The organism is Pantoea pleuroti, from assembly GCF_014156615.1.
GTDB lineage: Bacteria > Pseudomonadota > Gammaproteobacteria > Enterobacterales > Enterobacteriaceae > Pantoea > Pantoea agglomerans.
In genome coordinates this window covers 479,250-492,398 of sequence record NZ_SBFD01000001.1, presented here as the reverse complement: position 1 = coordinate 492,398, position 13,149 = coordinate 479,250, and the positions used below count along the sequence as shown (strand labels likewise).

10 protein-coding genes and 1 pseudogene are annotated in these 13,149 nt (G+C 56.0%); 6 read left to right on the top strand and 5 right to left on the bottom strand.

From position 1 onward, the window contains the following. Positions 1 to 8: 8 nt before the first annotated feature. Positions 9 to 1,163 carry an enolase C-terminal domain-like protein gene (locus tag EPG66_RS02410; protein ID WP_182685873.1) on the bottom strand — a complete coding sequence of 385 codons (1,155 nt, stop codon included), beginning with the start codon at positions 1,161 to 1,163 and terminating at the stop codon, positions 9 to 11. Positions 1,164 to 1,509: 346 nt separating this feature from the next. On the opposite strand from EPG66_RS02410, the gene EPG66_RS02405 reads away from it, so the two are divergent. From EPG66_RS02405 to EPG66_RS02390, 4 genes and pseudogenes are all read left to right on the top strand, one after another. Continuing rightward, positions 1,510 to 2,625, top strand: coding sequence for an ABC transporter substrate-binding protein (locus EPG66_RS02405; protein ID WP_109650345.1), 1,116 nt, complete (start codon positions 1,510 to 1,512; stop codon positions 2,623 to 2,625). A gap of 165 nt (positions 2,626 to 2,790) precedes the next feature. After that, entirely contained in the window at positions 2,791 to 3,198 is a 408-nt protein-coding gene (locus EPG66_RS02400) for a DUF2231 domain-containing protein (RefSeq protein ID WP_010244987.1), read from the top strand. Between the two features lie 12 nt (positions 3,199 to 3,210). Then, a complete protein-coding gene (locus EPG66_RS02395; protein ID WP_182685871.1) occupies positions 3,211 to 4,512 on the top strand; it encodes a PQQ-dependent sugar dehydrogenase in 1,302 nt (433 codons plus the stop codon). A gap of 627 nt (positions 4,513 to 5,139) precedes the next feature. Continuing rightward, positions 5,140 to 5,807 (top strand): annotated as a pseudogene (locus EPG66_RS02390) (DapH/DapD/GlmU-related protein). 16 nt (positions 5,808 to 5,823) lie between these two features. Here the strand turns inward: EPG66_RS02390 and EPG66_RS02385 are convergent. Together EPG66_RS02385 and EPG66_RS02380 are read right to left on the bottom strand one after the other, a co-directional pair. Beyond that, positions 5,824 to 6,708, bottom strand: a complete 885-nt coding sequence (locus EPG66_RS02385) for an EamA family transporter (protein ID WP_069026269.1) — start codon at positions 6,706 to 6,708, stop codon at positions 5,824 to 5,826. Further along, entirely contained in the window at positions 6,705 to 7,916 is a 1,212-nt protein-coding gene (locus tag EPG66_RS02380; RefSeq protein WP_182685869.1) for an MFS transporter, read from the bottom strand. The genes EPG66_RS02385 and EPG66_RS02380 overlap by 4 nt, the downstream gene beginning before the upstream one ends. Before the next feature lie 129 nt (positions 7,917 to 8,045). Between EPG66_RS02380 and EPG66_RS02375 the strand changes: the two genes are divergently transcribed. Beyond that, on the top strand, positions 8,046 to 8,501 hold the full coding sequence (locus EPG66_RS02375; RefSeq protein WP_069026271.1) for a winged helix-turn-helix transcriptional regulator: 456 nt from the start codon (positions 8,046 to 8,048) through the stop codon (positions 8,499 to 8,501). Positions 8,502 to 8,855: 354 nt separating this feature from the next. After that, positions 8,856 to 10,286 (top strand): purine-cytosine permease family protein, encoded by a 1,431-nt coding sequence (locus EPG66_RS02370; RefSeq protein WP_182685868.1) that lies wholly within the window; start codon positions 8,856 to 8,858, stop codon positions 10,284 to 10,286. 92 nt (positions 10,287 to 10,378) lie between these two features. Here EPG66_RS02370 and EPG66_RS02365 read toward each other — a convergent pair whose 3' ends face one another. Together EPG66_RS02365 and EPG66_RS02360 are read right to left on the bottom strand one after the other, a co-directional pair. Further along, positions 10,379 to 11,701, bottom strand: a complete 1,323-nt coding sequence (locus EPG66_RS02365; RefSeq protein ID WP_069026273.1) for an MFS transporter — start codon at positions 11,699 to 11,701, stop codon at positions 10,379 to 10,381. Between the two features lie 190 nt (positions 11,702 to 11,891). Beyond that, positions 11,892 to 12,905 carry a GT-D fold domain-containing glycosyltransferase gene (locus EPG66_RS02360; RefSeq protein ID WP_115387544.1) on the bottom strand — a complete coding sequence of 338 codons (1,014 nt, stop codon included), beginning with the start codon at positions 12,903 to 12,905 and terminating at the stop codon, positions 11,892 to 11,894. Between the last annotated feature and the right edge of the window lie 244 nt (positions 12,906 to 13,149).

Below are 13,149 nucleotides of genomic sequence, written 5' to 3'. Positions count from 1 at the left end.
AGTGCGATTTACCAGCGGTTCAGCGTGTGCGTCTCAATCCAGCTGAAGTTAATATCCTCCCCCAGCCCGCTGCGGGCGGGCAGGGTGACAAATCCCTGATCGTCCATCGGGTCGATCAGGCTGTTGAGGTAGGCGGGCGGTGTTTCATAATCCAGGAAGGGATGCAGCAGGCCGCGCTCATACCAGCGGCAGTTACGGATCGCCCCGACCACCGCCAGGCTGGCCGCACCGTTGCCGTGCACTTCGCAATCCATGCCAAAGGCTTCAGCCAGGTTCGCCACTTTCAGGGTGGGCGAGATGCCGCCTACGCCGTTGGCTCCGGCTCGCAGAATGTCGCAGGCTCCGGCACGCACCCAGTCGGCGCGGCTGTGATATTTACCGCCCAGGCTCTCCGGGCCAAGCACGTCAATAGAGAGGTTTTCCGCCAGCCAGGCGTAAGAGGCCATGCTCTCTTCCTCCATCGGCTCCTCGAACCAGGCGAAATTAAGCTTTTCCAGCGCCTTGCCGATGGTCAGCGCGTCACTGCGGCTGTACCAGTGATAGCCGTCCAGCATCAGCGCGATATCGGGTCCCACCGCTTCACGCACCGCCGCGCAGGCTTTGATATCCATCGCCGGGCTGGGTGCGAAGGAGACCGGCGGCATCCAGGTGTGCAGCTTGATTGCCTGATACCCGCGTGCCACCAGCTTTTCCGCGAACTGCGCATACTCATCCGGCGTTGATAATCCACCGCTCAGCTCGTCACCACACATGGTGCTGCCGTAAGCCGGAATCTTCTCGCGATAGCCGCCCAGCAGTTTGTGGACAGGCTGTTTCAGCTTCCGTCCAATCAGATCCCACAATGCCTGCTCCACAGCGGAGAGCGCCCGCTCGGTGAGCTGATGGGCGCTGCCGCGCTGCCAGTGCACCAGATCCTGCCAAAGACGCTCCCGGTCAAAGGCGTTCTGACCGATCAGCACTTTGCGGAAAAAGGCATTAACCACATGGGATCGCACCACTTCCGGCGGCGCAAAGGCATAACCACAGTCGCCTTCCTCGCTGGTCAGGGTCAGTAGCGCCATCTGCGCATCATTTTCCGGGCCAGGGTGGGAGTGTCCGGCGCTGTCGGCGCAGCGTTGGGTGGGATAGGTAAAAAGGGTGACATCAATGGCGCTGATCTTCACGGTTAAGCTCCTGTGGCAGTCTGTCCTGATGAATTATTAAAACGCTGTTTCATTTTCAATCTAGCCTTCACAATTCATTAACGCATTAGCCAAAACGATACGATTAATGGCTAATATGTGTGCAACTGCCCAGGGTGTTGTGAACATATTCACGAAAGCTGACCGTTTTGTGAGCAGCGACACGCTGCGCTTTTTCCTCTCAAGGGATCTCTTTGACCGAAACTCCGCCAGTTAACCCCGCCGCAAAAAACATTTAACCGGATGACTTCCCCTGACCGCTGTTTTAGGTGATAGTAACGCCGCTTTACATTAATAATTCTCATTATCATTTGTGCGGGTTTTTACAATGAAAAAATGGTTTTTAGCGCTGGGGCTGCTCACGCTGGCAGGGACGGCTTCGGCCAAAATGATTACCGATGTCGCAGGCCGTCAGGTCGAGGTGCCGCAGGAGGCAAAACGCATTATTCTGGGTGAGGGCCGTCAGATGTATCTGCTGGCGGCATTTGAACCCGATGCCCCGTTCAAACGGGTGATTGGCTGGCGTGACGATTTCCCGAAGGCGGACTGGGACGGCTATCAGGCTTACGAAAAACGCTATCCGGAAATTAAAAAATTACCGACCTTTGGCGGTGCGAAAGATGGCACTTTCAACGTCGAGCAGGCGTTAACCCTGAAGCCCGATCTGGTGCTGATGAATCTGGAATCCAAAGCCGCCACCGATGAAGGCAAACTGATTGAAAAACTGCAGGCAGTAGGCGTGCCGGTGGTGTTTATCGATTTCCGCGAAGCGCCGATGGTGAATGCTGAGAAAAGTATCCGCATCATGGGCGAACTGGTGAACAAACCGGCGCGTGCCCAGGAAATTATCACCTTCCGCCAGCAGCAGATTGACCTTGTCACCTCGCGTCTGAAGAACTTTACCGGCTACCGCCCGAAAGTGATGATTGACCGTGCAGGCGGCTACAGCGACGAGTGCTGCATGTCGTTTGGCAATGAAAACTTTGGTCAGATGGTCGAGATTGCGGGCGGTCGTAACATCGCTAAAGATCTCATCCCTGGCACCTTCGGCACCGTTAACCCGGAACAGATTATCGCCAGCCAGCCGGATGTGGTGGTGGTGACCGGCGCTAACTGGAAGAATTACAACACCGTGGGCAAATGGGTCGGCGTCGGTCCGGGTGCCAATGTCACCGAGGCTACCGCGCGTCTTAAGGGGCTGATGATGCGCGATGCCTTTAAAACCCTGCCGGTGGCGCACAACGGCAATGTTCACGCTATCTGGCATCAGTTCTACGACAGCCCTTACCAGTTTGTGGCTATCCAGGCGCTGGCGAAATGGCTGCATCCCGATCTGTTTGCCGATCTGGATCCGGACGCCACCTTCCGCGCGTTCCACGAGAAGTTCCTGCCGCTGCCTTATCAGCCAGGATACTGGGTCACTTTACCCGCTGATAAGCCCTGACTGACCGGCGATGACAGGGACGTCATCCGCCTGATTTGCAATTCCTCCCGAATAAACCCTCTGTTTCTCTTCAGATTTACTAATCTTTTACAGGCGCGGGGTCGGTTGCTCTGAGCAGCGCGACGTCTGACCTGGTCCGCATTCACGTTAAAAATGGAGAGAAACATGCGCAATACCCTGGGAAGATCGGCCTTTGCCGTGACGCTGTACGCTCTGCTGGAGCCGGTGCCGCTGGGCTTTTTTGTCGCGGCCTGGCTGTTCGATATTCTCTATAGCCAGACCTTTGTGCTGTTCTGGACGGATGCCGCAGGCTGGCTGATTGCGCTGGGACTGATACTGGCGATTGTGCCGCGACTCATCGCGCTGGTTTATCTGTTCCGCGGCAGTGACAGTGCGGAAAAAAGTCATTTCTGGCTCTGGCTGGTGGCAATTGTGATCGCTATCGTCAATGCGTTTATTCACAGCCGTGATGCCGCCGCTGTCATCCCGCTGGGCGTGACGCTTTCGACGCTGGTGGTAGCGCTGCTGCTGCTGGCGAATGTGCAACTTGCGTTACGTCAGCGTAGCGCTTAAGGAGGAGCCACCATGAAGATACCGCATAAAACGTTGCTCGCGCTTACCCTGACAGCACTGCTGGCAGGCTGTGATGATGGTGCGCTGGTCGATCCGCAAAAGCAGATCGGACCGAATCCCGAACTGCCGCAGGCACAGAACTTCTTTATGCCGCCGATGCAGGTGCCGGAAGGCACGCCGTGGAAAGCGGGCGAAATGCCAAAAGTGGCTGACGGGCTGAAAATCGAAAAGATCGCTGACAATCTGCAGCATCCGCGTCAGGTTTATGTGCTGCCGAATAATGATGTGCTGGTGGCGGAATCCAATGGCCCGGCCAAACCCACCACCCGGCCTAAACAGCTGATCATGGGCATTGTGCAGAAAGCGTCAGGTAAGGGCGGCGCTGGCGGCAACCGGATTACGCTGCTGCGCAACGTCAATGGCAAATGGGAGCAGCACCGCTTTATTGAGAATCTGCACTCGCCGTTTGGCATGCAGCTGATTGGCAATACCCTTTATGTCGCGAATGCTGACAGCCTGGTGAAGTTCCCCTATCGCGAAGGGGAGACGGAGATCCGCACCGCGCCTGAAGAGGTGACGGAACTGCCGGGCGGGCCGATTAACCATCACTGGACCAAATCGCTGTTAGCCAGCCCCGATGGCAGCAAGCTCTATGTGGGTGTCGGTTCCAACAGTAACGTTACCGAGAACGGCATTGGCGCAGAGTATCGCCGTGCCGCGGTGCTGGAAGTGGACGCGGCCAGCGGTGCCAGCCGGATCTACGCCAGCGGGTTGCGCAATCCAACCGGCTTACAGTGGGAACCGCAGAGCGGAAAACTGTGGGCCATCGTCAATGAGCGTGATGAAATCGGCTCCGATCTGGTGCCTGACTACATGACCTCAGTGCAGGACAAAGGCTTTTACGGCTGGCCCTATAGCTACTTTGGTCAGCATGTGGATACCCGTGCCGAACCGCAGCGTCCCGATCTGGTTGAGAAAGCGATTAAGCCTGATTATGCCCTGAGTTCGCATGTCGCTCCGCTGGGGCTGCTGTTCTACGGCGCAGATAACATGCCGCAATACCAGGGCGGTGCGTTTATCAGTGAACATGGCAGCTGGAACCGTACGCCGCTGAATGGCTACAAAGTGGTGTGGGTGAAATTTGAAAACGGCAAGCCGGTGGGTCAGCCGCAGACGGTGGTCTCGGGCTTCCTGACGGACGACGAAAAGCAGGTGCGTGGATTACCGGTCGGTCTGGCCAGCGACAAACAGGGCGGTGTCCTGATTGCTGACGATGCGGGTAATACCATCTGGCGAATCAGCGCCGCGAAGTAAGCATTGCGCTGCTTTTTTAAGCAGAAGGCAGGCATAAAAAAAGGATTTGGCATTTCGCCAAATCCTTTATTTTTTGTTCGCTACCCGGCTGGTAACCGCGCTGCGAACGAGGTGCTCAGCACTCTCCACAAACAAGATTGTAAAATGTGCGGCTAAGGATTTCAAGTTTCGCCAAAATGCTGTATGTTTATACAGGTGTTGAGTGTTGAGTATCGCCTCATTGTCGACTGGCCGCTCCCAGGGGCACGGTTTTAAAATCCCGGCAGGCATCAGGTGGTGCTGGCCTGTGGCTTTAACCATGAGTGCCGCTCAGCTCTCTCCACAAAGATGTGCTTAGGCGCCCGGCGGGTAGAGTCAAAGCCCTGGTTGCCGAACAGCGCGCTCCTGTAAAAGGAGAAGGAAAGTGATGGAACTGACTAAGCTGATTCTGGATCTTATCCGGGTCATCTTGCAGATCATCGTTGCCCTTATGCAACTGACCGGTCACGCAGGTTAACCGGAACTTGAAACAAGGCGGAGCTAACCACTCCGCCTTTTTTCTTTGTCAATTCTCTGTCATCGGACGCGGGTAAGGTGGTGCGGCAAAAGCACGCCGCCGGGGCGCTGCTTATCCAGACCGGGAGTTTTATGTCCATTGCCGCCGTTATGCCTGCCCGATTAGCGCACACCTGGATTGATGAGAGTGTGAAGATGCGCGAAACCACTGTGGGTCAGCAGTGTGAGATCCTGGCGCACAGCTCGCTGGAGTATAGCGAACTGGGTGACTTCTCCTATGTCGGCGAACACTGCTGCCTGGCCGATACCCAGGTGGGGCGCTTCTGCGCCATTGCTAATCAGGTGCGCATTGGCGCGCCGAATCATCCTATGGACCGCGCCTCCCAGCATCGCTTTACCTACTGCCCGGAGTATTACCACCCCGACGCCCGACGCGATCAGGGCTTCTTTTCCGCCCGTCGCGCCGATCGGGTGATAATCGGTCACGATGTGTGGATAGGTCACGGCGTAATTGTGCTGCCTGGCGTTACCATTGGTGATGGTGCGGTGCTGGCTGCGGGTGCTGTCGTGACGAAAAACGTCGCGCCCTACAGCGTAGTGGGCGGGGTGCCGGCCAGGCCACTGCGGGTGCGCTTTACACCGGCTATTGCCGCCCGTCTCCAGCGCATTGCCTGGTGGAACTGGCCGCCCGTCTCCAGCGCATTGCCTGGTGGAACTGGCCGCTGGAGAAACTGCTGGCGAATCTGCCCGATTTTCAGCACGGTGACATCGAAGCGTTCTGCCAGCGGCACGGTGCATAGTCACCCCACGGCGCCGTCAGCCGGTTTGTACGCCGAAATAGCGCACAACCCGCTGCCCATAGAGCCCGACGGCCAGTCCGGCGACGATCAGCAGCAGCGCCGCGATTTTCTGAGGTGAAACCGTTTCGCCAAATATCGCCACTGAACCCAGGATGCCGAAAACCGGCACCAGCAGCGACAGTGGCGCGACCGTTGAAACCGGATAGTGTTTCAGCAGCCAGTTCCACACCCAGTAGCCCAGCAGGGTATTGGGATAGACCTGAAACAGTATCGACAACACCGCCTTCACATCCAGCTGGGTGAAGAGTGCGTGATAGCCCGCGCTGCCATTGACCAGCCCGTCCAGCAGGAAGAGCGGAATGGGTGCAAAGGCGCTCGACCAGACCAGAAAAGCAAAAACCTGCCGGGTGCCCGCTTTTTTATTGATGATATTGGCAATACTCCATGCGACCGCGCCTGCCAGCACCAGCAGCATGCCGGAAAACGTCACCGAGCCATCGGTAATGAAAAAAATGCTCAGCAGACCGGCGCAGGCCAGCGCACACCCGGCGAGCTGATAGCGGCTTAGGCGCTCTTTAAATACCCAGCCACCGAGCAGCAGCGTGAAGAAGGCGCTGAACTGCAGCAGCAGCGAGGCGATGCCCGCCGACAGTCCGGTTTTAATTCCCAGATTCACCAGACCCCACAGGCCAATCCCGAAGACCAGGCCATAGCTGATCAGGTAGCGCCACGGCACGTCCGGTTTCTTAATAAAGAACAGCGCTGGCAGGGCGCAGAGCGTAAAGCGGATGCCTGCCAGGATAAACGGGTCGACCGCCTGCAGGCCGAGTTTGATAACCGAAAAGTTAACCCCCCAGATGGCGGTGATCATGACGGCGAGCAGCAGATGCGTTAATTTCATGAGTGACGTACTCCGGACCAGCAGAGAAAGGCAGAGGCACTGACCGCTGCACCGGCATAGCAGACAGACTGCCATCCCCAGTGCGTATAAAGCTGAGTGGCGGCTATAGCCCCCAGCGCACTGCCCAGCGAGTAAAAGCACATATAGGCGCCGACCAGACGACTTGCCGCCTCAGGTCGGGCGGCCACGATCAGGCTCTGATTAATCACATGTACCGTCTGGACGGCGAAATCGAGCAGGATCACCCCGAAAATCAGCAACAGCAACGAGGTCTGAAGCGCGGCTATCGGCAGCCAGGAGAAGGTCAGCAACGCCAGTGCCAGGCCGGTGGCACGCTGCCCCAGGCCCAGGTCAGCCCATGCACCTGCCCTGGAGGCTGCCAGCGCACCGGCAAGGCCGGCCAGGCCGAACATCCCGGTCTGGGTGTGTGACAGTGACAGGCCGGTAAGTGGCAGTACCATCGAAGACCAGAGCATACTGAAGGCCGCAAAAATCAGCAGCGCCAGGATCCCGCGTCTGCGCAGCTGCGGTTCCGTGAGGAAGAGACGGAAAACAGATAATAAGAGGTGAGGATAAGATGTGCGCTGCGTCTGACCTGCTGTGGCGGGCAGCACTTTCGCCAGGATGAGCGAGATCAGGAGTAACAGGCAGGCAGCCGTCAGATAGACTGCCCGCCAGCCCGCCAGGTCAGCAATCATCCCGGAAACAAACCGCGCCAGCAGGATGCCGATCACGATGCCGCTGGTCACGCTGCCCACCACCTGTCCGCGCTGTTCTGGCGATGCCAGCATGGCGGCCCACGCCACCATCAGCTGCGTGACCACCGCCATTAATCCCACCAGCAGCATTGCGCAGAGCAGCGTCATCAGGTCTGGCGCAACCGCAGCAATGATTAATGCCAGCACGGAAAGCAGCAACTGGGTAATTACCAGCTTTTTGCGGTTCACGCAGTCGCCCAGCGGCACCAGAAAGATCAGCCCGAGGGCATAGCCGCTCTGCGTGGCCGTTACCACTGTGCCAATGGTACCAGGGGAAACCTGCAGGCTGGCGGCTATCGACTCCAGCAGAGGCTGTGCCGAGTAAACATTGGCGACCGCCAGCGCAGAGGTGAGTGAGAACAAAAAGATCATCCGGGACGAGAGCACCGGGATCGCGGCTGGGGGCGAATCGGCTTCAGGATCACGCGCCTTGCCAGTCGTACAGGTCATGTTGCTTTCCTTTCTGGTTTTTATTTGAAACTGGATTGGCGATATCTTTAACCGGGATGGTTTTTTTTTGCAACTTCTTTTCGGAGTGGCTAAACTGCCATCATGTGACAGGTAGCGTGAGAGAAGAGCATGGCTAAGCAGGAATCCCTGAGAACCAGCGAGTGTCCGGTCGCCAGAACCCTGGAGTCGATAGGTGAGCGCTGGTGCATGATGATCGTGCGTGAAGCCTTTGATGACGTCCGCAGATTCAGTGACTTCCAGCGGAATTTAGGGCTGGCAAAAAATATCCTGGCGTCACGCCTGAAGCAGCTGGTGGAGATAGGGGTGTTTGAGATTGCTCCGGCCTCCGATGGCAGCGCCTACAGCGAATATGTCCTGACCGAAAGAGGCCGTTCGCTGTTTCCGGTTGTGGTCGCGATGCGCCAGTGGGGCGAGCGTTACCTGTTTGAGAAGGGCGAAACCCACTCCGTGCTGCTGGATAATGCGGAAGGAAAGCCGCTGCCGCGCCTGGAGGTTATCTCCTCACAGGGGCAAAAACTGGAACCGGTCGACTGTCATCGTCAGCGGGTAGTGGCTGAAGGGTAACCGTCAGGGTATTTTCTCATCTGCATACTCTGAGACTGGCAGGCCTGATATCGCACGCGTTACCCGATCATCGCTGCCGCCTGTGGCGGTGATCGAACAAAATGCCTCACTCCCGTTTTACGCCTCCATTATGGCGTTATCCCCGGAAACAGGTCCGCGCGCTCCCTCATCTTTTCCTGCCCCGCATCATGACAGGCCTGTCGATATCATCACATTTTCCAATGACCGGTTGCCTTGTAACTTCCCGATGCGCATGACAATATCGCTGCTTGTATAGACATGTACTCTCAACCATAGATTGAGCAAATCACGCTTTCAGTCAAACACGTCTCTCACTGTTCCAGCGAGGAATCTATGTCGGTCAAATCATCTGTATCAGATTATTCAGGCTCAGAGAAACAGGGCCTGTCAGAAACCCGCTCCATTGATTACATCCCGTTGGGTGAACGTCATGGTCATCCCTTTAACCAGTTCACGCTCTGGTTTGGTGGCAATCTGCAAATCACGGCTATTGTCACGGGTGCGCTGGCCGTGGTGCTGGGTGGAGACGTCGTGTGGTCTCTTATCGGCTTACTGGTGGGGCAGATTCTGGGTGCAGCGATCATGTCTTTGCATGCTATCCAGGGCCCGCGCCTGGGTTTACCGCAGATGATCACCAGCCGTATGCAGTTTGGCGTGTTTGGTGCTGTTATTCCTCTGGTGCTGGTGTGCATTATGTATGTGGGATTTTCAGCCAGCGGGACAGTATTAGCGGGGCAGGCACTGGCTAAACTTATCCATGTCAGCCATTCAACCGGAATTATCCTGTTCAGCACCCTCATCGTGATCATTGCGGTGCTGGGCTATCGCGTGATTCATCAACTGGGCAAGCTGGCGAGCGTGATTGGCGTTTTAGCCTTTGCTTATCTGTTTATCACGCTGTTCTCTGCGCATGACTTATCAGCCGTGTGGCAGAATCAGCACTTTACTCCGGCAAATTTCCTGCTGGCGGTCTCCCTGTCTTCATCCTGGCAAATTGCCTTCTGTCCTTATGTCTCTGACTATTCACGCTATCTGCCAGCTGATGTCTCCGCGAAGAAACTGTTCAGCTCGGTCTTTTTTGGCACCGTACTTGGCACGCAGGCTTCAATGACGCTGGGGGTGATTGTCGCTGCCATTGCCGGAAGTGCATTTGCAGGCAATGAGGTCGGTTACATCGTGAGCATGGGCAGCACGGCGACTATGGCCATGGTGATTTATTTCGCCATTTGCTTTGGAAAAATCACGTTTACCACGCTGAACGCCTACGGCAGTTTTATGTCACTGACCACCATTGTCTCTGGCTTTCGTCAGCAAACCACGCTGAGTCGGAGCGGGCGCATTCTGTTTGTGGTGCTTATGGTTACGCTGGCCTGCGTCATTGCTCTGCTCAGTGAACCGGCCTTTCTGAAATCCTTCACCCACTTCCTGCTGTTTCTGCTGGCTTTCTTTGTGCCCTGGAGCGCGATCAGCCTGACCGATTTCTATCTGATCACCAGGGGCAGGGTTGATGTCCCGGCACTGTCGCAGCCGGACGGGCGCTATGGACGCTGGAACCTGGCCGGTATTACCGTCTATTTTCTGGGCGTGCTGGTGCAACTGCCGTTTATCGATAATCCGCTGCACCATGGATCGCTGACCTGGATTTTTGCCGGTAATGATGTCTCGTGGATCATCGGCTGGTTTGCGACGGCACTATTATGGCTGATCGCCAGCCGCTGGGATCGCCGGGGCAACCCCGAACAGCCAATCTATCCCGCCCAATAACAAGGTCAGGCCGCCTGAGCGGCTGTCGTTCAGGGGCTGTCACTCTTCGCGGGTGTGTGATCACCCGCGTGTCAGGAAATCCCCTTTTAAGATCAGGCGGCAGAAACGTCCGCTGCGCCGGTCTGCGCCTCGGCCACCAGCGGCTTCTCCGGTTGCAGCAGCGTCATTGCCAGCATACTGCCAAAGGCGATCAGTGCGGTGACGGTAAACATTGCGTTGTAGCCGTAATATTCCGCCAGCCAGCCGCAGAGCATCGGAGAGATAATCGCTGCCAGATTGGCTATCGCCAGCGTCATGCCGCTGTACGTGCCCACTGACGCTTTAGGGGTGACATCAATCACCACCGACCAGTAGACATTGTTCACCAGCGCATTCAGCGCATTGCCCAGCGTCATCAGTGCAATAATCCCGGCAGCAGACTGCACATAGGGGATCGCCATAAAGCAGCAGGCGGTGCCGCACAGCGTGACGGCGGCAAACAGATTGCGCGCCAGACGCAGATTACGGAAGCGGGCCAGCAGCGCGTCGGCAATGCGACCGCCCAGCAGCACCGTGATACAGGCGCCGCTCCACGGGATCATCGCGACGTACCACAGTGAGTGCAGGTCGTAATGGAAATTATCCTGCAGATATTTCGGCATCCAGGTCACCAGGGTAAAGGTGATGTAGAGGAATGAGAAGTAGCCCAGCGCGTTGCAGACCAGGGTGCGGCTGGTAAAGAAGCGCCACCAGGGCAGTGGTACGCTGTCGCCCGCACTGCTGCGCTGACCGGTCTGGATAAGCTGACGTTCTGCGGCGTTGGTATGTGGACTTTTCTCCGGGCTGTCGCTGAAGGTGCGGGCAAACAGCGCCATCGCCAGCAGGGAGAAAACACCGAGCAGGATAAACATCATGCGCCAGTCATGGGTCAGCAGCAGCAGGCCCACCGCAATCGGGGCGGTCAGCAGCGCGCCAACCTGGGTCGAAAGCAGGCCGATGCCCAGCGCAAAGCCGCGCTCATTATCGGGCGCCCAGTGGGCAATCGCCTTGTTCATCAGCGCATAGGCCGGGCCTTCGGAAAAACCAAACATGATACGCAGGGCAGCAAAGCCCATAATGGCGGATCCGCCAAACAGCGCCATGCCCAGTTCCCCCGCCCAGGCGGTGGCGATCTCCAGCAGTGACCAGAGCACGCCTGCCAGCAGCCAGACCTTTTTTGTGCCGATACGGTCGGCAAGAAAGCCGCCACACAGTGAACCAAACAGATAGCCAAAGCCAAAGTAGCCCAGCACGGCTCCGAGCTGGACTTTGCTGAAGTGGTATTCCGCCGCAATAGCGTTGGCCGCAAACGACAGGGCACCGCGATCGATATAGTTGATCAGAGCGATCAGGAACAGCAGTGAAAATATGGTGTAACGGTAACGGCTGGTTGTCATCTCACTTCTCCTGATTAAATGTCTCAGGAGAGCAGAAGCAAAATTGATGCCGGAAAGGGCATTTATCCGGCAAACAGGGGACGGGCACAGGATAGGGGCCGCTGATCGCGCCCCTGTAGGGTTAACTGATCCCGCTAATAATTCGCCTGCGCATCAATGCGGTGCAGACGCTGCATGACGGTGGTGAGGCTCAGGCGGCGTTATGATGATCAGGGCTGACGTGTGGCAGCGGGATAACCACGGCTTCCGTGACTGCTTCTGCATCAGCTCTCACGGCCTGTGGCATTTCGCCAACGTGTTGTAAAATCTGCTGCTGATAAGTTGCATCTGCCACCGTAGTCTGTTCACTCAGCAGCACGCCCGCCTCATTGACGTTTTTTCCGTCCACTTTTATTTTCGTGGTGGCACTGGCCAGCATCCACTCATATTCAATATCGACATGTCCGCTATCAATACAGCGGATACCGTGCTGACTTAAGTCATAAGCCAGCACGGTTGCGGTCGGCCCTAATGAAATCAAGACCAGGTCAAAGTTGACGGCATTCTCTAAAACGGTATCAAACAGACGCTCATAAACGGAAAAGGCATTACGGTTCAGCGTCGTAATACGTTTCACTTCGCTGGCTCCCTCCAGTAAATCATTGCCTAATCCCAGACGCGTTCCACTGCCTTCCACAATTAATACCCGGCGGCCCTGATAGAGCTGTTTGAATTTATCAAATATCGTCCGGGATAATTGCTTGCCTTTATAATCGTGATAGGGACGGGTCACCGAAGTGTTTCCATACTGGTACTGTTTATTCAGCAGAGCCTCATAATATTTAAAATAAAATGATTTATGGAAGAACCAGAACAGGGCCGACCCGCCCCGCATATTATGGGTGGTACGAAAGGCATCCGGCAGACAGATCAGACAGTTTGGGTTGGCTCCTGAATCCTGCTGCAGCAAGGCTTTGAGCCGTGCAGAGAGATTGGGGTCAAATGGCTGAAAGCCGATGTTTTTATACCAGGTCATTTCCAGTTCACCGTCGCCGTAACGGGCCAGGGATAATTGTGGGTTACGTAATAACAGATCGACAGTCTCTTCTATCGACATGACGGAATAACGCTTTACCCGTGCCTGCGCAGCAGGATAGCGAATGGCAGCATTAAGAAACTTAAAAGGGAAACGAAACTTACGATAAATAGCGTGGAGTGCGGACATAGTTAACCTGCCTGGGTCATTGCTGCCAGAAAAATCCCGCCTGCTGGCCGGATAAAAGAAGATAAGAGAGCTGATATATATCACAGATAAAATAAGCGTCATGCTACGGAATATCTGAAATGGTTTTCATCAGCAAAATTCCTTTTTTCATTAATCTATTCCCTGTTTTTTATTTTCCTGAAAATTAATAAAATCGCGACATGCCCGGCACCATTAAATGATTTTAAAATTCATCACACCGCGT